Origin of the sequence: Niallia sp. FSL W8-0951, assembly GCF_038006525.1 — a bacterium.
Taxonomy (GTDB): Bacteria; Bacillota; Bacilli; order Bacillales; family Cytobacillaceae; genus Niallia; species Niallia circulans.
The window spans coordinates 265,577-289,971 of the sequence record NZ_JBBOVK010000003.1 but is presented as its reverse complement, the minus strand read 5'-3'; the positions used below and the strand labels follow the sequence as shown (position 1 = coordinate 289,971).

Sequence of the window (24,395 nt, the reverse complement as noted above, 5' to 3'; positions counted from 1 at the left end):
TAGAATACATTAAGGCTGATTAAAGTTTGTTGTTTTTAATAGGAAACGTATCAATTTTCTAAAGCTCATCGGAACAAATAATTTTACTTATGTAAAAATTAACTTATTTCATTTCTATACGAACAACATTCTTTAAAATGCCTAATTTAAATCAAGGAGTGAAGAGTATGTACTATAACTGGAATTGGAATTCCTTTTGGGACAAGCTACCTGATTTTATTCTAGCAGTGGTCGTTTTAATTATCGGGTGGATTATTGCAAAAATCATTGAAAAAGCCCTTTATAAAGGACTGCAAAAAACAAATGTTGATGAGAAAATTTTCCCTGAAGGCAAACCCAAAAAATATTCATCTGAAAAGATAATTAGTAAGATTGTTTTCTATCTATTATTAGTTTTTGTCTTTACCCTATTCTTTAATATATTAAATTTAACGGTAATTACATCTCCGTTGGTAAATCTACTTTCCACCATTCTAGGAGCAATACCAAATATTTTAAAGGCAGCATTAATTCTATTAATTGCCTGGGTAGTTGCTTCCGGATTAAGATATCTTATTAAAAAGACAGGAAGTACCTTAAAGGTTCATGAGAGATTACAGAAATGGAATCTTGCAGAAAAGAATAACCCACAAAACATAATGGATAAAGTAGCTAATATTGTATTCTATTTAGTACTCTTATTATTCTTACCTGCTATCCTAGGTGCCCTTAATTTATATGGTGTTTCTGAACCATTTGCTAATATGCTTCAAAACATGCTTGCTTTCTTACCAAAACTTTTAGCAGCAGCATTAATCGTTTTAGTAGGCTGGTTTGTTGCAAAAATGGTGCGTACGATTCTAACAAACTTCCTACAAGCAATCGGCACAGAAGCCTTAGCTAAACGCTTAGGTATTAACAAGCTTCTTGATAACGTAAGCTTATCTTCTGTTATCGGGAACATTGTTTTCATTTTAATTCTCATTCCAACTGTTATTTCAGCGCTTGAGAAATTGGACATTCAAGGAATCTCTCAGCCAGCCATTAACATGCTAAATGATATTCTGACAATGATTCCTAATATTGCGACAGCCATTTTCCTTATCTTAATTGGTATTTGGATAGGAAAATGGGTAAAACAAATGGTTGTTACTTTATTAGTTAAACTAAGCTTAGATACGTATGTGCGAAAAATGGGCTTAAACGCTAATACTAGTATTTCAAACATTATTGGGACAATTGTTCAAATTCTGATTATTTTCTTATTAGCTGTACAAGCTTTAAATATTGTCGGACTTGAATTTTTAGTTACACTATCTACGGCTGTTATTGCTTATTTACCAATGGTGATTGCTGCTATTGTCATTATTGGCATCGGCTTATGGCTAGGTTATCTTGTGCAGAAACTACTAAGCAGCGTTTTACAAGGCAGCCACTTTAAAGTGTTACCAATTATCGCAAAATATGCGATTATCACTTTGTCTGTCTTTATGGCACTTGACCAATTAAAGGTAGCTTCTTCTATTGTCAACGCTGCCTTTATCTTAATCCTTGGCGGTCTTGCACTAGCATTTGGTCTTGCCTTTGGACTTGGCGGCAAAGAATTTGCTAAAAAACGTTTGGATAAACTGGATAGAAAAATGGAACAAACTTCTATTCAAAAACCAAATGATGATAATCCTTTAAATAGCTAACCAAGCTATAAAGGACAGGCGAAAAATTCTCGTCTGTCCTTTTTCTATATAGGTAAGACGATGTATTTTTACAATATCTTCAAAACGCCTATTGTTATGAAACCCGTTTCATAGTTTAATCTAATTAGGAGAGTATAGACCAGCGTTATATACCAATTTCATTATTCGGTATAGCGTGATGGTTTTGCTCTTATATAAATTATGGTATGTCTGTATCCAACAGTTCATAGCCTTCTACTAGAGTCGAAAGCGGTACAATATCAGCATCTTTTTGATAAAGTGGAATGTACTCCTTTAAAACACTTACTACAGCTGGCCCAGAAACTCCGACATGGCCAATCGCAATAAATTCCTGTTCTGTATCTAGCTTTTTCGCTAATCGACTAGCTTGCTTATTAATATATTGACTTGTATATATATGATCAAAAAAAAGATCATTTTCTAAATAAGGGACATTTATTTCCTCGGCCAATTCCTTTATGACACTATTGCTTGTTGTCTTACTGTCTAAATAATAAAGACTATGATTTCGACATTCTTCTAGAATAATCCTCATTACTCTTTTATCTTCTGTCGCCTTTGAACCCATATGATGATTCATTCCAACCGCATAAGGAATACTTTCAATCGCATCCTTTACCCGTTTTCTAATTTCTTGATCCGATAAATCTGTTGTGATAGCACCTGGTCCAAGCCAGCTCTTTTTTCCCTTTTTTGGCTCTAGCGGCAGATGAACAATCACTTCATGTCCTTTTTTATGGGCACGAATGGCATCTTCTTTACTTGTAGATAGAAAAGGCATAATCGCTACCGTAATAGGAACAGGTAGATTGAGCATCTCATCTGTCCCTTTCATATTATTACCAAAGTCATCAATGACGATGGCAAGCTCTTTTCTAACTTGATTTTTAGATGGCGCTGCCTCCTGAGCGAAGATTCCCAGCGGAAACGTAAAAAAACAGAAGAAGCATATTAATTTTTTCATGTTATAACCTACCTTGTTTTTCGTTAGTATTTTCTATAACAGGTGGTTACATACAAAAACAGCCCGCTAAAAATTCAGCGAACTGTCTTGTTTTCATTATTTCCGATGCATCTTAAACTCCAAGAATAAATCATTATATTCTGCTAGAGAACGATGACCGAGATTTTCGTATACTTCTAATTTAGATGTCATTTCTTCATCTGGATAGAAACGTTCATCCCCTGTAATATCCTCTGGCAAAAATTCCATTGCTGCCTTGTTAGGAGTAGAATAACCGACATATTCTGTATTTTGGGCCGCATTTTCAGCATCTAGCATAAAATTAATAAATTGATGAGCCCCATCGATATTCTTGGCTGTTTTTGGAATAACCATATTATCGAACCATAGATTAGATCCTTCTTCTGGGACAACATATTCTACATCTTCATTTTCCCACATAATCTCAGCAGCCATTCCAGACCATAAAACACCGATTGATGCTTCTTCATTTTCAATGAGCATACGAATTTCATCACCCACAATTGCCTTTACATTTGGTGTTAAAGTATCCAATTTTTCCTTTGCTTCCCGCAAGTGATCATGATTTTTATCATTTAAAGAATAATGTAAGCTATTTAAGCTCATACCCATGATTTCTCTTGCACCATCTATCAGCATAATTTTATTTCTTAAATCCTTATCCCATAAATCATTCCAAGAAGTAATTTTCTTATTATCAAGCATGGCTGGATTATAAACAATTCCTACCGTTCCCCAGAAATAAGGAATCGAGTATTTATTGTCTGGATCAAAGGAAAGATCCATAAATCGACTGTCTATATTTTTCAAGTTAGGAAGCTTCGAATGATCAATCGGAATTAATAAATCTTCTTCCTTCATTTTATCGATCATATATTCAGAGGGAATCGCAATATCATAGCTTGTTCCTCCCTGCTGAATCTTTGTCATCATTGCCTCATTGGAATCAAAGGTTTCATAAATAACCTTAATCCCTGTCTCCTCTTCAAATTTAGAAATTAAGTCTGCATCAATGTAATCTCCCCAGTTATATACCGTTAATGTCTTACCACTCGTATATCCTCTGCTTGAATTTAATTGATGAACAATAAATAGCAGGATGAAGGACAGTGCAAAAATAACAATTAATCCACGAATGAGAGACTTCATTTTCTCACCCCCGCTTGTGGAGTTTTATTAACACGTTGCGTAATGAAATAGTAACCAATGACCAGAAGCAACGTAAATAAGAATAATAAGGTCGATAATGCATTAATATTTAAAGAGATCCCTCGTCGTGCTAAAGAATAAATCTCTACAGATAAGGTGGTAAATCCATTACCTGTTACAAAAAATGTTACAGCAAAGTCATCTAAAGAATAGGTTAATGCCATAAAGAAACCAGCAAATATTCCTGGTGAAATATAAGGAATAATGACTTTTGTCAATACATCCTTCCAGCTTGCTCCAAGATCTAATGCAGCATCGACCAAAGTCGGACTCATTTCTTCCAGCTTAGGTAAAACCATAATCACAACAATAGGAATTGAGAAAGCTATATGTGACAACAGAACCGAAAAGAATCCTAGTTTAATTCCAATGATCGTAAAAAAGATTAAGAAGGAAGCACCAATAATAACATCAGGGCTTACAATAAGCACATTGTTTAAAGACAAAATAGAATTCCTTAAGCCCTTTTTTCTCATCATAGAAATACTAATAGCCCCAAGTACTCCAATAATAGTTGATACGGCTGCAGACAAAAGAGCAATAATAATCGTATTTAAAACGATTATGAGCAATCGTGTATCTTGGAACAACTCCTTATACCAGTCAAATGTAAAGGTATCAAAATCATGCATGGTTCCCCCGCTATTAAAAGAGTAAAAAATCAAATAAAAGATAGGGGCATATAATATGATAAAAACAATGCATAAGTACAATACAGACCATTTTGATAGCTTTTTCATCTTATATCCCTCTCTTTCTGTTCCCCGTAAGAACCATGATGATAATCATACTAATAATCAAAAATACAGCTATCGTCGAACCCATTCCCCAATCTTGTGTAATCAGGAAATGCTGTTCAATCGCAGTACCTAATGTTATAACACGGTTCCCTGCAATTAAACGAGTGATCATAAATAGGGATAGAGCTGGAATAAATACAGCTTGGCACCCAGACTTTACTCCATTTAATGTTAGAGGAAAGACAATCTTTTTAAATGTCGTCCAAGATGACGCTCCTAAATCCTGGGACGCATCAACTAAGCTAGGATTCATCTTCTCTAATGCATTGAAAATAGGCAGAATCATAAAAGGAATAAAGATATACACACTTACAAATAGAAAGCTAAAGTCTGTAAAGAGTATTTGTTGTTCCCCAATTCCAAGGAAATTGAGCATTTGATTGGCTGCACCATGTGTTCCAAATATCCCCAAGAACGCATATGCCTTTAATAGAAGATTAATCCATGATGGTAAAATAATTAATAACAGCCATAATTGCTTATGCTTCGTTTTAGTTAATAAATACGCAGTAGGATATGCAATAATTAAGGAAAAGAACGTTATTAAAAAAGCATACCAAAAGGAGCTTAACGTCATTTTCAAATAAACTGGTGTGAAGAACTTCTGATAATTTTCAAACGTAAATGTCCCTTCAATATCAAAGAAAGAATAATAAACAACAAGTGCAACTGGAGCAATAACAAAAAGTACAATCCAAAGATAGTAAGGGACCGTATACCATTTAGTACTACTTTTCATTGGCTGCCCCCTCATACGCTTCTAGTCGTTTATCAAACTCTTCTTCTGTTTCTCCAAGGCGCATAACATGAATAGCCTCTGGTTCAAAATAAAGGCCAATTTCGGTTCCTACCGTTGCTTTCTTTGTAGAGTGAACAAGCCATTCATTTCCATCCTCGTCATACCCACAAATCTCGTAATGTACGCCTCTAAATAATTGAGAGTCTACCTTTACCTTTAATTTACCTGCTTCTAAAGAAGTAATTTCTAAATCCTCCGGGCGTATAACTACTTCAACAGCTTCATTATCGTCAAAGCCACCATCGACACAATCAAAAGTTTTACTGCCAAAATGAACAACAAAATCTTTTTTCATCGTCCCTGGTACAATATTCGATTCCCCGATAAAGTCTGCTACAAAACGATTAATTGGTTCATCATAAATGTCAGTTGGTGTTCCGCTTTGCTCAATGCGTCCTTTATTTAAAACAAAGATTTCATCTGACATGGCCAAAGCTTCTTCCTGATCGTGTGTCACAAAGATAAAAGTAATCCCTAATCTTCTCTGTAATTCTCTTAACTCATATTGCATTTCTGTACGAAGCTTTAAATCAAGTGCAGATAATGGTTCATCGAGAAGAATAATTTCTGGTTCATTTACAATAGCTCTTGCAATTGCAACACGTTGTCTCTGTCCACCAGACATCTCACTAATTTCTCTATTCTCATAGCCTTCCAAGTTAACAAAACGTAGAGCCTCTTTTACTTTTTCTTCAATTACTTGCTTCTTCCATTTTTTTATACGAAGACCAAAGGCCACATTTTCAAATACATTTAAATGGGGGAATAGCGCATAATCTTGGAAAACGGTATTTACCTGTCTTTTATTTGCTGGTATTTTATTAATCAGCTTACCGTTAAAGTAAATATTTCCTTCTGTCGGTTCCATAAATCCAGCAATTAATCGTAAAACAGTCGTTTTACCACAGCCAGATGGACCAAGCAATGTATAAAATTTTCCTCGCTCAATTTCAAAGCTTACATTTTCTAAAACGGTCGTATCTTGATCATAGCTCTTTGTTACATTTTCAAATTGAATAATATGCTGCTCAGACATAATATCCCCCTCTTCATTTATTTTTTTATTGTTTATGAATTCTTCCTATAAATAAGAATCTGTGACTACAAGAATTAATTCCGTAACATCATCTGCTAGATTTATTAATTGATGTTCCTCTGTAGCATGATAGTAAATAGATTCCCCTTTTTTAGCCCGATACTCTTGTCTGCCTAATTTCAACAGAATTTCCCCTTCTACTACGTATGCAAATGTTTCTGATAAAGAAGGTTCAAATTTTTTAAATTCTCCATTTTTAGAAAAGAATAGCCGTATTGGTTCCATTTCTTTTTCATTTGATTCAGGAACTAGCCATTGAATCCGATACCCTTTCTCTTCATCAAGAAAATCTGTTATATCTTCCTCTGTATAAACAACCTTCTGCTTTCGCTCTTCATCGTCGAAGAATTCTTTCGGTGAACATCCCAACACTTCTAAAATATCAAAGAATGTCTCAATGGAAGGAGAACTTAAGTCTCTCTCTAGCTGAGATATATATCCCTTGCTTAAATCGGTTCTTTCTCCTAATTCTTCTTGTGTTAACCCTTTTTTCAACCGTAAATTCTTTATTTTTTTTCCAATTTCCATGATTCAACCTACTTTTTGTTTAGAAATAGTAAACTTGAAGGCACAAAAGTTTTGTATAACTAAACTTAAAGTTTAGTTATACCCAGTTATTATACATTAATTTCTTTAACTTTCAATCCCTTTTTCGCTCTGTGAACTATTTTCCAATAGCATTCATATAAATTATTTCTATAAAGCAAAAATGCCCCATAACATAATGTTTTAAAGCTTGTAGTGTTTGTAAACAAAACACCGCTCTACAACATTTTTTATGAGGCAACTGCGACCTTTTATTACTCTTCTTTCCCTGTCGCTAGTGGTATATACTTTCCGTTATCTATTTTTTCAATTTTTTTAAAATGAATCAGCTTTTTTAAAGATGCATTGCAATATGCAGAAGCATCATAGGAATCTCTACCAACTCTTATTCCAATCTCTGTAGGGCCAATCCCTACCTTTCCCCCTTTTTCCTTATACAAATCACACAGTGCGTTATAAATATTTTCATCTTTTTCCGTAATTCGTAGTTTGGAATATTGCTTCAATCTTTATTCCTCCTATTGCTCCCATTTTACTGCAGCTATTAACAGATTTCTTTTCCCTTACATAACTATTCTTTTTCGTCTAAATTTTCCATAAACCATATATACTGTCTAAGTCTGCTAAGTTAAGCATACTAATCCTTTATAAAAATTACAGGCTTTTATGCTATTTTTTTTAAAAATAGATAATACGTTTCAAAATCCCAATTGTTAATAGGGCAAAAGGTTTATTTCAATATATTGAACACCTCTTCCTCTTTCCTATTTTTTTGGTAATCAATCCCCTATTGGTAAATGCTGTTTTTGACTCTTTTCCCCTATTTCGAATACACCAATCTCCTATTTTGTTCTAAATAATGAACAAAATAGGAGATAAGGAAAAAAACACTTGAATTATTCAAGTGTTTTTTTAGGTAATATTTAATGTTCTCTGTTTAATTTATAGTGCTTTTTAAACATGAAATGTTCCCCATACGAGGGAAACAATTTTAACTTTTTCACTTCTTCTGGATGTTTAATCATCATTTCTTTTAATAACTCTTTTGGCTGTTTCTTTTCTGTCTCAATCCCCAACTCTTTCGCTTTCTTAATAATTTGTGTATCTCTTATCTCATCGGCGATTTGCTTAAAATCTTTTCCTTCCGTTTGAATATTAAGCTTTTTTGCTTCAGTCATAATCATTTTTTCTTGCACTTCTTTACCTAGCTGCTGCATTGTTTTTCCTTTTGTATCTATTCCCAGTTCTTTTGCCTGTTTCGAAATTTTCGCCTCAAACACTTCTTTCATTAATGTTTTGGCATCTTTCCCCTCTGTACTGATTCCTAGCGACTTTGCTTCCTCTTTAAGATGGGCAGTATGTACTTCCATCGCTATTTGCTGTAAATCTTTCCCCTCTGTTTTTATTCCTAATTTTTGTGCTTCCTTCTTTATTAATACGTCATGAATTTCTTTTTTAATCGCAGCTGTGTCTTTACCTTCTGTCTTTATTCCCAGACTTCTTGCCATTTCTATTAGAAACTGTTTATCTTCTTGGGTTATCTCTCTTTTCTCTGGAGCTGGAGTTGCACTTGCTAAAGAACTAAAGCTGGTTAATGCTATAGTAGTTAGCATCAACAGCAACATTATTTTTTTCATCTAACTCTTCCTTTCCATTTAAATAGGTAAAATTTATACCTTCATAGCCTTTCCTCTTCTTTGTTTTATATGTAAGATTTTCCTAAAAATATTTGCTTTTTTGTAATCCATTTTCTTATCTAATTAAGGATTTATGCTTAACCATTAGACATCTAAAGCTCCTTCTGCTATTTTACATATATACCATATTTGCTGGAGATGAGTTTATTAGATGAGTAAATTTACAAAGGAATATATTATAACCATGGAGGATATTGTGAGAGAAGGCGATCCTATCCTTCGTGAAAAAACAAAGGAAGTATCTATTCCTCCTACTGAAGAGGATAAAGAAGAGCTGCAATGCATGCTGCAATATTTGAAAAATAGTCAGGATCCAATCTTGTCAAAAAAATACCAACTACGAGCAGGGGTAGGATTATCGGCAAACCAAATTGGCTTAAATAAACGAATGTTTGCGAGTTATATGAGGCAAGAAAACGGTGAAGCATTGGAATATATGTTAATCAACCCTAAGATCATTAGTCATTCTACTGCCATGACCTATATTCCCGAGAGTGAAGGCTGTCTTTCTATTGATCGATCCATTGTTGGCTATGTTCCACGCTATCGTAGGATAACGGTTCGAGCATACAATATACATGGCGAAGAAGTAAAAATTAAATTAAAGGATTATGAAGCAATCGTCTTTCAACATGAAATAGATCACTTAAACGGAATACTATTTTATGATCATATCAATAGTAAAAATCCATTTGAGCTGCCTGCCAATGTGGATATTACTCCTTTATATTAACTTTTTATTTCTTCATTCTGAATATAAAAAAGCAGATAGCATTTGCTATCCGCTTTTTTTATTTACTTTTTATCTTTTTGATCTTTTTGATCTTTTTCTAACTTATTATCAATTTTATATTTTGCAGTAGCCTCATTTAACCAAGTACCAGCTTTTTCTTGCACCTTTTGTGCTAATAAAGCTTCTTTAATTTTCGCTTTTGAATCTTCTAATGTTGCTTCTTTTGCTTCTTTTTTACCAGTTACTTTAATAATATGGTATCCAAAATCTGTTTTAACTGGGTCGCTAATTTCATCTACTTTCATTGAGAACGCCGCTTTGTCAAAGGCTTCAACCATTTTTCCTGTAGTAAAGTAGCCTAATTCTCCACCTTTATCTTTTGTTTGTGTGTCAGTAGAATATTCTTTAGCTAATTTAGCAAAGTCTTCCCCGTCGTCTAACTTCTTCTTCACTTCTTTTGCAGTTTTTTCATCTTCTACTAAGATATGACTTGCCTCCACTTGCTCTGGAGTGCCAAAACTTGCTTTATTATCTTCAAAGTATGTTTTAATCTCATCATCTGTGATTTCGATAGACGGCTCAAGAATTTTTGTTACTTTTAGATTTTGTTCCACTTGTTCTTTAAATAAATCTTCTGTCATCCCATTTTGAGCTAACAACATATTAAAGGTTTCTTGCCCACCGTACTGTTTAATCATCTTGTCCAATTCTGCTTGGACGTCTTTATCCGTTACTTTCACTTTCGCTTTATCAGCTTCAAGATCTACTACTTTATTAGAGATCATCATATTTAATACAGTTGCGCCATATTGTTTGTTTAGCTCTTTATTTAGTTGCTCTTGTGTAATCTTTTCGTTTTCCACCGTTGCGACTGTTTTACTTCGTTGTGTTAGATAAACCGCTCCTATTATTAACGCTACTAGTACTACCGCTAGAATAGGAATAAGAACCTTCTTATTTTTCATATTAAGCTAAAATCCTCTCTGCACAAAATTTTGGATATAACGGGCATACCCCTATTATAACTCTTACACTATATTATCATATAATTATGACGAAATTATTAACAGATTTAAAAAAATTCCATCCTATTACGAAATAAGATGGAATTTTTTCGACAAATTTCGTATGTTTCACATGAAACTTGTCGATTAATTTATCGTATTATTACTTGTTAACGTTAATTCCACTTTTTGAGATTTGCCATCTCTATAAATTTCTAGTTTTACTTTATCGCCAATTTTCACTTCTGAATATAGATATTTTCGTAAATCTGTTGAATTAGCTACTTTTTTGCCATCGATGGCTACAATAACATCCTGAACTTTCAAACCAGCTTTAGCAGCGGCAGAATTAGCATCAATATTAGTAATCATTACTCCTTCTGAAACTTTATTTGGAAGGTCTTGCAAATACATACGAGGAACTTCTTCTAAGCTTGCTAATCCTACTCCAAGATATGGACGTTCTACTTTTCCCTTCTCAATTATCTCATTAACTATTGGAATTAAGTCATTACTTGGAATCGCAAAGCCTAGTCCTTCAACACCACTATCAGCGATTTTCAAACTGTTTATGCCAATTACCTCTCCTTTTGAGTTGATTAATGCTCCACCACTGTTACCAGGATTAATAGCTGCATCGGTTTGAATAACATTAAATTCCCAATCACCGGCAGATGTATTTACTGTAATGCTTCGATCTACAGCACTTACTATACCTTGTGTGACTGTTCGAGAAAGCTGTTGCCCAAGTGGATTACCAATAGCCCATACTTGATCGCCAGGTCTCAATGTAGAAGAATCGCCAAAATTGATAATATCAGAAGCATATTTAGCATCAATTCTTACTACCGCTAAATCAGTTAAGGCATCTGCCCCAATTAGCTTAGCCTCCGTTTTATCCCCGTTATAAAGGGAGATTTCTAATGCATTTGCTCCTTCGATTACGTGGTTATTTGTCACTATATATGCATATTGATTATCTTTCTTAAAGATAATACCAGATCCAGAACCAGATTCTACATCACTGGAATTCTGAGAAAATGGATTTGATTGCTTTTGCATGTTTACAATCCCTACAATTGCTTTAGAAGATGACTCCACCATATCCGCAATAGCTAATGTACCATCACTAGTTTTTGTATTCGATGTTGTATTGGCAGTAATTGCTCCCGTCTGTTTACCTTCCACTTTATTAGATAGCTCTGCGACCTGCTTTTCGAGCTTATCATAGGAATCATTATAAAGGTCTGTATGGGGAATCGTAAAAAAAGTTAACGCAGAACCGACAACACCTGCTGCCAACAAAGAAAGGAAACCTTTTGTTTTTGAAGCATCTTTTCGAGTATTATATTGTGTTCTTTCCGAACTGGCTTCTGCTTGTTCTTCTTCTTTTTCAAGATGAACTTGCTCTTCTTTTCCAGCAGCATATTCCGCTTCTTCAGGCTTGTTTATTTCTTCTTTCACTACAGAATCTTCTGAAACTGTTCGGTCTTCCTTCTCTTCTAATATTTCTTCTCCCCCAAGGTTTGTATCTGCAGCCTCAGGGCGATCTTTCTCCCATTCATTTCTTTTTTCCAAATCACTCATTATTTGTTCCTCCTATTAACAAGTATCAACATATATTTCAGTTCATTACTTTTCTTTTCATTTCTAATAATTTGTTTATACATACATAGTAACCATCATATATGAATAAATTATGAACAAAGTTTGAAAAGACATAGAAGAATTTTAGAACATTTTATTCCCTCAACCTATTTTATACAAGGCATGAAAGCTCTGTTACTTTTCTTCTGGAAGAGGGAAGAAAAGAGTAAAGGTAGTGCCTTTCCCTTTTTCGCTCGACACTTGAATATTCCCTTCATGGAACTGAACTAATTGCTTAACAATAGATAAACCAAGTCCAAATTCGCCGTAAGGGTTATTGGTTCTAGAGAGATCCGCTTTATAAAACCTTTTCCAAATGTTTTCTATTTCGTGTGCATCTATACCAATTCCAGTATCTTTTACCTCTATGATTGTTTTGCTTGCTTCCGTTCGTCCTCTTAACCATATATTTCCGTTCTCGGTAAACTGTATGCTGTTTTTCGTGATGTTCATAATGATCTGGATAAGCCGATCATAATCAGCATAAATCACAGCATCACTATCCACATCAATGTGGATTTTAACCCCTTTCTCCTCTGCTAAAATAGACAGCTGGTCATCAATTATTTCTAATACTTCTTGGAGGGAAATAAACTCCTTCATCAGTACAATTTGGTTGGAACGTATTTTATCATAATCAAGATTCTCATTTACTAATCGAATAAGTCTTTTTGCCTCATGGCTAATTAATTTCAGACCTTTCTCCCGCTCATTTTCTGGTATCATATTATTGTTTAATCCTTCTATGACACCGCTAATCGTTGTTAACGGGGTCTTTAATTCATGAGAAACATCTGACATAAATTGCCGTCTCCGATTTTCTAGTGCATCAATTGCTTCCTTCGACTCTCTTAATTTATCTACCATCTGATTAAAATCTTCCCCTAATTCTCCAATCTCATCAAATGTAGAAGAGGAAACTTTCACGCTATAATCTCCTTCTGCAACATGGCTTGTAGCTTCCTGAAGTTTTTTTATTCGATTAACATGTACTCTTGAAAAAATAAAGCTCATCAATAAGGCAATCGCAAACACTAGAAAAAGAATATAAATTAAATAGCGATTAATTTCCTGAATCATTTCTTTTGCTTCTAAAAGAGGTGACGTTAAGATGATTCCTCCCACAACTACATCATTAACAGAATACGGAATTGCAACTAAAGCTACCTCTTGGTCTCCTCTTTTTGTACTAGGTTTAATGACTGTACTGCGACCATCCTTTATTTCATCCCACTCTGCATGAGTAATATTGATATCCAAATCCTTTCCAAAAGACCAAATACGATTTCTTTGTGTATTGAAGATGCCAATCGTTATCCCAGTGCCCTTTAGCTCTTCCGAATATCGTAATAAGGTAGAATAAGTTGCTGCGGACCATAAATCCGCTCCTTGAACGTCTTGGACTATATTATATCCGTATCCCTTTAGTTCATCTGCCTTCATAGAGAAAACCAATTTCTCAATATAATGTGAAAAAACAAGACTTAATACTAATAGGGCTACGAGAATAACGCTTAAGTGACTAATTAGCTGCTGATAGATGTATTTAATTCTCATGTATTACCACCGTTTCATCAAATTTATAAATGGTTAAATTAATCATATCATATTTATTTAGGCAGAAATGTGGATATGCCAACACACTCTATTTACTTTTTTAAATAATTGCTTGGCTTTGGACAATATTGTGGATTTTCGCGAATTACGAGAAGTTTTCCGCGAATTATTAATGATTTTTAGCGAATAAGTCACATATTTTCGCGAATAAAATCTCCATCAGGAAAGCTAAAAACATAAAAAGGCCATTTAAAAGATATTCTCCTTTAAATGGCCTCCATTATTGACTTATCTTTCGTGAAAAACTTTTTCTGCAAGGAGAAGTCCACCTGTAATTCCAGCATTATCTCCTAAACCTGGTCTAACAATATATTCATTCATTTTATCCTGCACTTCAGGGTAGGAAACATAGCCATTTAAAAGCTCTCCCAAATAGCGATAAACATATGTTAACACATGCTCCTGATTCATAACCCCGCCGCCAAGGATAATCTTTTTGGGAGATAGAATAAGAATATATTGCATAAGGGCTTGTGCAATGTAATAGCCTTCCATTTCCCATACTTCCTCTTTATCACTTAAGTGAAATGCTTTCTCGCCCCAGCGTTCTTCAATTGCCGGCCCAGCTGCTAATCCTTCTAAGCAATCTGCATGGTATGGGCATCTGCCTTTATAGCTATCTTTGGGATGCCTTCTTACTAAAATATGACCCATCTCTGGGTGTGTTAATCCTTGCAGCAATTCCCCATTAATATAAGCTCCAGCGCCAATCCCTGTACCAATCGTTATATATAAACAATTATCCACACCTTTAGCAGCGCCTAGCTTTGCTTCTCCTAGTGCGGCAACATTTACATCTGTATTAAAACCAGTTGGAACAGAAAATTCATCTTCTATTGTTTTTAGCAATGGAAAGTCCTTCCATGCAAGCTTTGGTGTCGTTGTTATATTTCCATATGTGGCATTGTTTTTATCCACATCAATAGGACCAAACGAGCCAATTCCAATTGCGTCAACGGAAAACTTTTTAAAGAAAGCAATAACCTCTGGCATCGTTTCTTCCGGTGTTGTTGTTGGAATGGATATTCTTTCTTGGATATTTCCTTTTGCATCCCCTACTGCACAGACAAATTTTGTTCCACCAGCTTCAATAGCGCCGTATAGTGACATGGTTTCTCTCTCCTTATAATAGTTTTATATACTTACTGTTTTGTGTCAGCCGGGAAAACTATTCCCGTTTGTCTTCTTACCTCATCCATCACTTCCATTACCGCTAAAGAAATATTAAAAGAGTTAACAGAGGATTCGGTTTTTCCTGCCTTAATCAATTCCATAAATTCCTGTGCCTCATAAAACATCGAAGCTTCCTTTTGAGGAAGGGTAAGATTCTCCCCTTCTCCATTCCGTGGTATAAACTCTACTTTTGTAGGAGTATTCATTTGATTGATTATTAAATTGCCATCTTCCCCTTGGATTTCAGACGGGATATGAGAGTTGGTTATTTTCGAATACATGAGAATGATATCCATATCTGGATACTCTAGAATAATGCTTCCTTCGCCGTCAACACCTGTTTCCAATAAGAAACTATTTGCCTTAACTTTCTCTGGTTTTCCAAAAAGAAGTACCATAGGATAGAGACAATAAACCCCAATATCCATTAATGCTCCATTTGACAGCTCTGGCTTAAAAGCATTTAATACTGTTCCTTCTTTATAAGCATCATACCGCGAAGAATACTGACAATAACTTACAAACGCACGTCTAATTTTCCCAAGTTTATGTAAATTTTCTTGAACAACTTTAAAATTAGGAAGAAATGTTGTTTTGAGTGCCTCCATTAAAAGAACTTCATTTTCCTTGGCCGCAGTAATCATTTCTTTCACTTCTGCTGTATTAGAAGCCATCGCTTTTTCTGTTAAAACATGCTTTTTATTTTTCAAAAATAGGATTGCCTGTTGCGCATGATAAGCGTTAGGGCTTGCAATATATACAGCATCTATTTTGTCGCTCTTTGCCATTTCTTCTAAATTAGTATATGTATGTTCAACATTAAATTTAGCAGCAAACGCTTTCGCTTTATCCACTGTTCGTGAGTATACGGCATTTAAATGAAAATCTTCTATTTCACCAGCTGCCTTTATAAAAGATTCTGTAATCCAATTGGTTCCGATAACTCCAAATTTAATCGTCATCCAAAGACCTCCTCATTCGATGAATATTCCCTTCTTCCCTTTTATTTTGGAGGGAACTCCTAAAAAAAGCAACTATCTACTAGAATTTTTATCTTTTGAAAATGATCTATTATTTTATTTACTATTAAAAAATCCAACAAGTAATTTTTACTCGTTGGACTCTTTACCAGCGTTATTTAGAAATGGCTTCTGAAATTTCTTTAACCATCTCACTTGTTGACAGAAGACCGCCCCCTGATAGATACCAATAGCTTGGGTCTAAATAAACAATATGATCATTTTTAGCTGCATCAATTCCATTTATAAGTTTGTTATCAAGGACCTTCTCAGCAGAAGACTCCCCTCCAACAACTGCTCCTCTATCAATAACAAATAAATAGGCTGGATTTTTTTCTGCTACATATTCAAAAGTAACCTTTTGTCCATGTGTAGAAGCTTCAATATTTTCATCTGCCGGTGCCAGCCCAAAAACATCATGAATAATGCCGAAACGAGAGTTTTTCCCGTACGCACTTATGCTACCATCATTCACCAATAAGATTAAGGATTTACCATCTACTGCTTTTGCCTTTTCGTTAAGTGCAGCAATATCTTCATCTATTTTTGCTAATTCTTTGGTAACCTCTTGTTTCTTATCAAAAATCTCTCCAATAATATTCATATTATGCTTAAAGGAATTCATATAATCTGTTGTATCAACTCCAAGATATACAGTTGGGGCAATTTTTTTCAATTCTTCATATGCAGCCGACTGTCTTCCAGAAATAAAGATTACATCCGGTTCTAATTCACTAATTGCCTCGAAATCTGGCTCTTTTAAACTACCTACATTTGTATATTTTGAATCTTCATATTTAGAAAGATATGGTGGAATATTCGCCTGTGGAACCCCGGCTACTTCTATTCCCAATTTATCTAAAGTATCTAAAACACCAAAATCAAAAGCAACAACTGTTTTAGGATCTGCTTTAACTGTATCTTCTCCTAAATCATGGGTTACTTTAATTTCTGCCGATTTCTCGCTACCTTTCTTTGTATCAGCATTCGATTTTTCTGTATTTCCACATGCAGCTAATACTGCAAAAATGAATGTTAATAATAATAGGGAAAGCTTTTTCTTCATCTTATAAACACCTCTAAATTTAATATATAAACTAAATTGAATGCATTGCATTTAAAGACAGAATACCCTATGATAAGGTATTATTAGCCTTTTTCCTTCCTCATTTTCCTAGAATGATTTAGGATTTTGCTAATATCTAATGGTAGTGTTATTATGGTTTTCTTCTGGCGAAGGGACTTATTTAAGTCAGCCATAATTACACTGCCCCCTTTCTATTTTTCTACCACCATTAGCTTCTTTCTACAATGAATCAATCATTTATCCATAATCAATGTTCATTTTTTATGCGAAATAAACACATATTCTTTGATTATTTATTTCTTCAATTTGCATATCCATTTCATAAATATCTTTCAATACTTTTTGATTAATGATTTTTTTTGCTGGTCCATCGTTTATGATTTTGCCATTCTTTAATGCTACGATATTATCGGAATAAACTGAGGCAAAATTGATATCATGGATTACGATTACTACTGTTTTCCCCAGCTCTTCTACTAATCTTCTTAGAACCTTCATTATTTGGACAGAATGCTTCATATCTAAATTATTTAATGGCTCATCCAATAGGATATATTCTGTATCTTGAGCAATTACCATCGCAATATAGGCTCTTTGCTTTTGTCCTCCACTTAGTTGATCTATGTATTTATGCTGCATATCTTCTAATTCCATATATTTAATAGCTTCGTCTACCATTTTCTCATCAAGGGCATTTAATTTTCCTTGCGAATATGGGAATCGGCCAAAACTGACAAGTTCTCTTACAGTTAAGCGGAGGTTTATATGGTTTGCCTGTTTTAAAATAGAAATTTTCTTGGCAAGATCATTACTCTTCGATTTATCGATATGCTGTCCATCAATAAAGACATCTCCACTGTCTGCTTTCGTTAAGCGACTTATTACTGAAAGCAATGTACTTTTCCCTGCTCCATTTGGTCCAATAAAGGAAGTGATTTTCCCTTTCTCTACTGAAAGAGAAACATTATCGAGCACTTTTTTGCCCCCATATTGTTTGGTAATATTCTTTACTTCTACCATGCTTTTCTCTCCTTTAGTAATAGATAGATAAAATACACTCCACCTACAAAGTTAATTATCACACTGATTGTCGTTGAAAAAGTAAATACACGTTCTACAATCAGTAACCCACCAACTAAAGAAATAATACTCAATAAGATAGATCCAGTAATTAAAGTTCGGTGTTTATATGTTTTTAAAAACTCACGAGCTAAATTAACAACCAATAATCCAAGAAAGGTGATGGGTCCCACTAAGGCAGTGGAAACCGACACTAGGATCGACACCACAATTAGCATACTGCGTACTACTTTCTCATACTCAATTCCTAAATTAATGGCCTGGTCTCTTCCTAATGACATGACATCAAAGAATTTACTATATCTCGTAACATAGACAGACACAATAGTAACAATAATAATACTGATTATTAAAACATTGGTGTTTACATTATTAAAACTTGCAAACATTTTATCTTGGATAATAAGGAACTCATTTGGATCAATTAACACCTGCATAAAGGAAGAGAGACTAGAGAAAAAGCTTCCTAATACAATTCCAATCAACAGCAGTAATAATATGTTTTGATTATCTCTCCTAAAGAATAGCTTATAAAGAATACTTGAGAAAAAAACCATTAAAACGACGGATAACAAAAAATTAATATTGCTATTCATCACAGTCATTGTACTTGAACCAAAAACGAAAACCACTACAGTTTGAATGAAGAGATAAAGGGAGTCTAGTCCTAAAATACTCGGTGTTAAAATACGATTATTTGTAATCGTCTGAAATACCATCGAAGTAAAGGCGATACAGCCGCCTGTTAAAAGAATCGCGATAATTTTTATGGCTCTACGTGGAATCACATATTCCCAGTTATTACTACTAACCTTTATTAGCATAAATATGGAAATTAATAATACTGCCACTATAGCTAGTATTATTAGTTTTACTCTAGGTTGCATCATAAGACTTTCTCCTTACTAGTAAATACAAGAATACTCCACTTCCAATGACACCCACCATCACACCGATCGATATCTCATACGGATAAATAATCACTCTGCCAAGAATATCACAGAATAATACAAAGACTGCTCCTAATAATGCTGTATGGGTTAAGCTATTTTTCAGATTATCTCCTCTGTATAACGAAACAATATTGGGAATAATTAGACCTAGAAAAGGAATCATTCCTACTGTCAGCAATACAACAGAAGAGACTAACGCTACGATAATTAACCCTATATTCACTACTCTTTTGTGATTGAGACCAAGATTAGTAGAAAAATCCTCACCTAGTCCAGCAATTGTGAATTTATTGGCATATAAGTATGCAACAATAACCATCGGAATACTTATGTAAAGAAGTTCATAACGTCCTTCCATGATTAAAGAAAAATCTCCTTGTAACCATGAAGACATATTTTGAATCAAATCATATTTCATGGCAAAAAAAGTGGTAATCGAGCTAACAATATTCCCTAGCATTAAACCGATTAATGGAATAAAGATAGCATCTTTAAATTTAATCAAATTAAGTATTCGCATAAACAAAAAGGTTCCTCCAAGTGCGAATACAAAAGCGATTAACATTTTAATAATCGGGCTCTCGCCTGTAAAAAGCATTAAAGCTACTAAAATCCCAAGTCTCGCCCAGTCCATTGTTCCAGCAGTTGTAGGAGAAACAAATTTATTCCTCGATATCTGCTGCATGATAAGTCCACAAATACTTAGACTAACACCAGCTATAATAATACTGACTAAGCGAGGAAATCTGCTAATCAGGAGAATTTCTCTCTGATCTGCTGTTAAATGAAAAATATTTTGTGGATGAATATCAATTACTCCTACAAATAGGGAGATGATAGATAAAACTATTAACATTATAGTTAAGTGTCTAATTTTCATAGTGCCAATGAGTAATATTACTCGTTCCCCTCACTCCCAACTTCATCGCAAATGATTTTCATTATCATTTAGATTCTTTCTTTATTTTATCATCTTTTTCTAGACCGTCAATGCTTTTTAAAAGGCCAAATGTAATTATCGCAACATTTCAAAAATAATAATCCCTATTACCTAGTTATTTAGTCTTTTATATGCAAAAAAAAGCCCCCAAATGGAGGCTTTTTTCTAACTTTATTAGTAATGTACATGTCCTGATGTCATTACCCAAATTGTTCCACCGGCAACGACAATTGCGCAGAAGAAAGCATAAATGATATTAATAGTCTGTACTTGCCCTTCTCCTTCTGTAAGATGCATAAACATAAACAGTTGAAGAATTGCCTGAATCACAGCTAATGCCCCGATAATCCACATTACAGTAACCATTGGAAGATCTGTATATAACTTAGCCCCTACAGCTGCGAAGGTAAGTAATAAAGAAACAATAAAACCTGCAATATGACTAATTGGAAATTTTTCATTTTCATGATTTTTTGCCATCTTTTATTACCCTCCCATTTTCATTCTAGCAAGATAAACGAATGTGAAGATGAAAATCCACACAACGTCTAAGAAATGCCAGTATAAACTTATAATAAATGTCTTACGAGCAGTTGTTGGTGTTAAGCCATGTTTAAGCAATTGAATAATAATCAATATCGCCCAGCCTATACCTAAGGATACGTGCAATCCGTGTGTTCCTAGCAATACAAAGAACGAAGAAAGGAAGGCACTTGTCTGCATTGTCGCTCCTTCATGTACATAATGAATAAATTCATTTACTTCCACAAAGACGAAGCCTGCACCCAATGCTAAAGTGATAATTAACCATGTTAATAATCCTTTTAAATTTTGGCGACGCATATACCAGATAGCGATCCCACAAGTGAAACTACTTGTTAATAGTAAAAGTGTTTCAATCATTACATCTTTTAATTTAAATAATTCAGCTGGAGTAGGTCCGCCTGCAAAGTTATCCTTTAAAGATCCATAGGCTGCAAATAAGGTAGCGAATAATACAACCTCCGCACCAAGGAAAATCCAGAAGCCTAGAATATTTAAACGACTTTGCTCTGTTTGATATTCTAGTGGTAAGGACTTATCGACTTTTGCCATTATTTCTCACCTCTCCATGCACGTTCCGTTTTCTTAATAACATCCAGTTTAATATGATAACCTTCGTTATAATCAAAGGAACGAATGATTAAGCCAACAAAAATACCTAAGCTACAAATTGCAGCTGGAATAAACCATTCAAATATTAGGAAGAAACCGACGATACCAAATACAACACACATATAGAATGGAAGCCCAGAGTTGCTTGGCATGTGTATTTCCTCTAGTTCTTCTTCTTTTAATACTAAGCCTTCATTATTTTTCTTCATATACCAGAACGCATCTAATGCTTTTACTTCTGGAGTAATTGCAAAGTTATATGGCTGAACTGGTGAAGCTGTATGCCATTCTAGCGTTCTTGCATCCCATGGATCTGTAGAAATCTTTCTATCTGCATAACGAGTACTATAGTAGATGTTATAAACTAGTACGGCAAATCCAGCAGCAAGAATAAGAGATCCGATTGCTGATAACATGAACAATGGTGCAAATCCAGATTCAGCTGAGAAAGTATAAGAACGTCTTACTGCTCCTTTTAAGCCTAAGAAGAACATAGGCATAAAGGTTACATTAAAACCAATATTAAACAACCAGAAATGCCATTTTCCTAAACGTTCGTTTAATGCATAACCGAACATTTTTGGCCACCAGTAATAGAAACCAGCAAATACTGCATATACAACACCTGGTATTAATACATAGTGGAAATGAGCTACTAAGAATAATGTATTATGATATTGATAGTCTGCTGCAGCCATTGCCAGCATAACTCCCGTTACCCCACCAATAGTAAAGGTCGGAATAAATGCAAGCGCCCATAGCATTGCCGTTGTAAATTGGATACGTCCTTTTCTCATAGTAAACAACCAGTTGAAAATCTTAACCCCAGTTGGAACTGCGATTAACATAGTTGTGATTGAGAATACAGAGTTTACAACTGGTCCAGATCCCATTGTATAGAAATGGTGAACCCACACAAGGAAACTCAATAATGCAATACCGACAATAGAAATAATCATTGAATTATAACCATATAGGCGTTTTTTCGAGAATGTAGCAATAACTTCAGAGAACATTCCGAATGCAGGCAAGATAACAATATATACCTCTGGATGTCCCCATAACCAGAATAGGTTATTCCATAACATCGCATTTCCTCCACCAGAAATCGTGAAGAAATGAGTTCCGAATAGACGGTCAAATGTCATTAATGCTAATGCAACAGTTAAAATAGGGAATGCAAACACAATAATTACGTTTGTAATTAATGAAGTCCAAGTAAACATTGGCATTTTCATTAAGGTCATCCCTTTAGCACGCATTTTCAGGATTGTCACAATAAAGTTAATACCTGTCATTAACGTACCAATACCTGCGATTTGCAGTCCAATTGCATAGAAGTTGTTTCCAACTCCTGGTGTAAATTCTTTCCCCGCTAGAGGGAAATAGGATGTCCATCCTGCATCAGGAGAACCACCAATTACGAAAGAAATATTGAATAGCATTGCTCCACTGAATGTTAACCAGAAGCTTAATGCATTCAATTGTGGGAACGCAACATCACGTGCACCAATTTGCAATGGAATAACTACGTTCATTAATCCAATCAATGCTGGCATCGCCATAAAAAGAATCATGATAACACCATGCGTTGTAAATACTTCATTATAATGCTGTGGATCTAAAAATTTCATTTCAGGAGCTGATGTTTGATATTTCATCATCAAACCGTCTACTCCACCACGGAAGAACATTAATACGGCAACAATAATATACATGATACCGATTTTTTTGTGATCAACCGTTGTTATCCATTCATCCCATAAATATTGCCACTTCTTAAAATAAGTAACACCAACTACTACAGCAAGCATGGTTAGAATAATACCTATTTGAGCAGACAATATTAGGGGATCACCAGTAATAACAATGTCATCCCACTTAATGTGCATCCTTTTCACCTCCGTCAGACTCTTGATTCTTTTCAAAAGTTCTACCTGGATATCCATGAACTCGATATAACTCAGGGTTTAAATAATAGTTTGAGTCTCCACCTTTACCGTGGTCAATCCACTCTAAATGTGTATTAGAGAAAGTCATACGCCCTAAATGTGTAGGCTTGATAATTTCTCTGTATTTCTCCTCTGTTAACTTAGGAGCAGTGTCTTTTACTTCATCTACCCATTTATCATAATCCTCAACAGATTTTGCTTCGACATCAAACTTCATCTCCGCATAACCTTTACCGTTAAAGCTTGTATTTTGTCCTTCATAGTTACCTGGGTTATCTGCTACCACATAAAGTTCTGTTTCAGCACCATACATTGTATACTTTTGACCAGCTAAAGCTGGAATCCAAAATGATTGCATGGTACCAGCAGAAGTTAACTTAAACTCAACAGGTACACCAGCAGGGATATTTACATAATTAACTGTTTCAATCCCCTCTTCTGGATAACTAAAAATCCATTTCCAATCTGCAGAAGTAACGTTAATCACTACTGGATCACGATCTTTATAATCTTTTGGAACATCTTCTAAAGCAAAGATTGTTTTTACAGTTGGAACCGTTAATGCAATGATTATTAAGAACGGTATTACAGTCCAAACAATTTCAAGCTTTGTGCTTCCATGTTCATCTGGTTCATAGTCAGCATTTTCTTTTGTTGCACGATACTTCCAAACTATGTAGCCAAATAGTGCAAAAACTACTAGACAAACAAAAGCCATTAATACAATTGACCAGTTAATCAAGTCCGTAATACTTCTAGCAACAGGACCTTGCGGGTCAAATACTACCATGGATTCACAGCCACTTAAAATGAATAATGGTACAATTGCTAAAAGCGAAACTAAAACTCCCTTTTTCATTTGTACAGCTCCTTCCATATAAATTAAAATGTTAAATTATTCACAGAATGTTCGATATTTAGACACAGAACATTCATATTACAGAGGTAAAATAGGAATTATTACTACCTGTATGATGATATCATATCTTGAACCTATTATATGTGACAAAAAACGTAAGTATAATTTTACCAATTTTCACATTTTCTATCCTTATGTTTTTCTATATCCAAGATTTTATCAACCTTTTTATTATAGCAGATACCATTATTAAAATCCACGTCCACAATTATGTCACAAACATTTTTACAAATTAGAACCTTTCTTCAAATCCCCTTTTAAAAACGCTTACATCAATTATAATTTATACT

23 protein-coding genes are annotated in these 24,395 nt (G+C 34.4%); 2 read left to right on the top strand and 21 right to left on the bottom strand.

What is annotated here, in order from left to right:
- Positions 1–167: 167 nt before the first annotated feature.
- Positions 168–1,673: a mechanosensitive ion channel gene (locus NSS71_RS23715; protein ID WP_341152088.1), complete on the top strand. Its 1,506-nt coding sequence runs from the start codon at positions 168–170 to the stop codon at positions 1,671–1,673.
- 199 nt (positions 1,674–1,872) lie between these two features.
- Here the strand turns inward: NSS71_RS23715 and NSS71_RS23710 are convergent, their stop codons facing one another.
- The 8 genes from NSS71_RS23710 to NSS71_RS23675 all read right to left on the bottom strand — a co-directional run bounded on the left by NSS71_RS23710 (position 1,873) and on the right by NSS71_RS23675 (position 8,766).
- Positions 1,873–2,658 (bottom strand): divergent polysaccharide deacetylase family protein, encoded by a 786-nt coding sequence (locus NSS71_RS23710; RefSeq protein WP_047944210.1) that lies wholly within the window; start codon positions 2,656–2,658, stop codon positions 1,873–1,875.
- A gap of 96 nt (positions 2,659–2,754) precedes the next feature.
- Positions 2,755–3,828: an ABC transporter substrate-binding protein gene (locus NSS71_RS23705; protein WP_047944211.1), complete on the bottom strand. Its 1,074-nt coding sequence runs from the start codon at positions 3,826–3,828 to the stop codon at positions 2,755–2,757.
- Positions 3,825–4,628 carry an ABC transporter permease gene (locus NSS71_RS23700; RefSeq protein WP_047944212.1) on the bottom strand — a complete coding sequence of 268 codons (804 nt, stop codon included), beginning with the start codon at positions 4,626–4,628 and terminating at the stop codon, positions 3,825–3,827. Before NSS71_RS23700 ends, NSS71_RS23705 begins: the two co-directional genes overlap by 4 nt.
- Position 4,629: 1 nt before the next feature.
- Positions 4,630–5,427: an ABC transporter permease gene (locus tag NSS71_RS23695; protein ID WP_047944213.1), complete on the bottom strand. Its 798-nt coding sequence runs from the start codon at positions 5,425–5,427 to the stop codon at positions 4,630–4,632.
- Positions 5,417–6,523 (bottom strand): ABC transporter ATP-binding protein, encoded by a 1,107-nt coding sequence (locus tag NSS71_RS23690; RefSeq protein WP_047944214.1) that lies wholly within the window; start codon positions 6,521–6,523, stop codon positions 5,417–5,419. The genes NSS71_RS23695 and NSS71_RS23690 overlap by 11 nt, the downstream gene beginning before the upstream one ends.
- A 45-nt stretch (positions 6,524–6,568) precedes the next feature.
- Complete coding sequence (locus tag NSS71_RS23685) at positions 6,569–7,111, bottom strand: helix-turn-helix domain-containing protein (protein ID WP_047944216.1); 543 nt, start codon at positions 7,109–7,111, stop codon at positions 6,569–6,571.
- Between the two features lie 272 nt (positions 7,112–7,383).
- Positions 7,384–7,635: a hypothetical protein gene (locus NSS71_RS23680; protein WP_047944217.1), complete on the bottom strand. Its 252-nt coding sequence runs from the start codon at positions 7,633–7,635 to the stop codon at positions 7,384–7,386.
- Positions 7,636–8,052: 417 nt separating this feature from the next.
- The gene (locus NSS71_RS23675) at positions 8,053–8,766 is read right to left on the bottom strand and encodes a hypothetical protein (protein ID WP_095322687.1); all 714 of its coding nucleotides are present in this window, start codon (positions 8,764–8,766) and stop codon (positions 8,053–8,055) included.
- Positions 8,767–8,977: 211 nt separating this feature from the next.
- Here NSS71_RS23675 and def point away from each other — a divergent pair, with 211 nt between their 5' ends.
- Positions 8,978–9,559 (top strand): peptide deformylase, encoded by a 582-nt coding sequence (gene def, locus NSS71_RS23670; protein ID WP_047944219.1) that lies wholly within the window; start codon positions 8,978–8,980, stop codon positions 9,557–9,559.
- Positions 9,560–9,621: 62 nt separating this feature from the next.
- Here def and NSS71_RS23665 read toward each other — a convergent pair whose 3' ends face one another.
- The 13 genes from NSS71_RS23665 to qoxA form a co-directional block, all read right to left on the bottom strand.
- A complete protein-coding gene (locus NSS71_RS23665; RefSeq protein ID WP_061800108.1) occupies positions 9,622–10,524 on the bottom strand; it encodes a peptidylprolyl isomerase in 903 nt (300 codons plus the stop codon).
- A 186-nt stretch (positions 10,525–10,710) separates the two neighbouring features.
- Positions 10,711–12,150 (bottom strand): S1C family serine protease, encoded by a 1,440-nt coding sequence (locus NSS71_RS23660; protein ID WP_047944221.1) that lies wholly within the window; start codon positions 12,148–12,150, stop codon positions 10,711–10,713.
- A 195-nt stretch (positions 12,151–12,345) separates the two neighbouring features.
- Positions 12,346–13,767 carry a sensor histidine kinase gene (locus NSS71_RS23655; RefSeq protein WP_047944222.1) on the bottom strand — a complete coding sequence of 474 codons (1,422 nt, stop codon included), beginning with the start codon at positions 13,765–13,767 and terminating at the stop codon, positions 12,346–12,348.
- A gap of 288 nt (positions 13,768–14,055) precedes the next feature.
- A complete protein-coding gene (locus tag NSS71_RS23650) occupies positions 14,056–14,937 on the bottom strand; it encodes an ROK family protein (RefSeq protein ID WP_047944223.1) in 882 nt (293 codons plus the stop codon).
- Positions 14,938–14,969: 32 nt separating this feature from the next.
- Positions 14,970–15,962, bottom strand: coding sequence for a Gfo/Idh/MocA family protein (locus NSS71_RS23645; protein WP_341152087.1), 993 nt, complete (start codon positions 15,960–15,962; stop codon positions 14,970–14,972).
- Between the two features lie 172 nt (positions 15,963–16,134).
- Positions 16,135–17,085, bottom strand: coding sequence for a siderophore ABC transporter substrate-binding protein (locus tag NSS71_RS23640; RefSeq protein ID WP_061800086.1), 951 nt, complete (start codon positions 17,083–17,085; stop codon positions 16,135–16,137).
- 282 nt (positions 17,086–17,367) lie between these two features.
- Positions 17,368–18,126 carry an iron ABC transporter ATP-binding protein gene (locus tag NSS71_RS23635; protein WP_341152086.1) on the bottom strand — a complete coding sequence of 253 codons (759 nt, stop codon included), beginning with the start codon at positions 18,124–18,126 and terminating at the stop codon, positions 17,368–17,370.
- The gene (locus NSS71_RS23630) at positions 18,120–19,073 is read right to left on the bottom strand and encodes an iron chelate uptake ABC transporter family permease subunit (RefSeq protein WP_341152120.1); all 954 of its coding nucleotides are present in this window, start codon (positions 19,071–19,073) and stop codon (positions 18,120–18,122) included. Before NSS71_RS23630 ends, NSS71_RS23635 begins: the two co-directional genes overlap by 7 nt.
- Positions 19,063–20,019 (bottom strand): ABC transporter permease, encoded by a 957-nt coding sequence (locus tag NSS71_RS23625; RefSeq protein WP_341152085.1) that lies wholly within the window; start codon positions 20,017–20,019, stop codon positions 19,063–19,065. The genes NSS71_RS23630 and NSS71_RS23625 overlap by 11 nt, the downstream gene beginning before the upstream one ends.
- A 234-nt stretch (positions 20,020–20,253) precedes the next feature.
- The gene (gene qoxD / locus NSS71_RS23620; RefSeq protein WP_047944233.1) at positions 20,254–20,559 is read right to left on the bottom strand and encodes a cytochrome aa3 quinol oxidase subunit IV; all 306 of its coding nucleotides are present in this window, start codon (positions 20,557–20,559) and stop codon (positions 20,254–20,256) included.
- A gap of 6 nt (positions 20,560–20,565) precedes the next feature.
- Positions 20,566–21,174: a cytochrome aa3 quinol oxidase subunit III gene (qoxC, locus tag NSS71_RS23615; protein ID WP_047944235.1), complete on the bottom strand. Its 609-nt coding sequence runs from the start codon at positions 21,172–21,174 to the stop codon at positions 20,566–20,568.
- A complete protein-coding gene (qoxB, locus tag NSS71_RS23610) occupies positions 21,174–23,126 on the bottom strand; it encodes a cytochrome aa3 quinol oxidase subunit I (RefSeq protein WP_047944236.1) in 1,953 nt (650 codons plus the stop codon). The genes qoxC and qoxB overlap by 1 nt, the downstream gene beginning before the upstream one ends.
- Positions 23,116–24,045, bottom strand: a complete 930-nt coding sequence (gene qoxA / locus NSS71_RS23605) for a cytochrome aa3 quinol oxidase subunit II (RefSeq protein ID WP_047944237.1) — start codon at positions 24,043–24,045, stop codon at positions 23,116–23,118. Before qoxA ends, qoxB begins: the two co-directional genes overlap by 11 nt.
- Between the last annotated feature and the right edge of the window lie 350 nt (positions 24,046–24,395).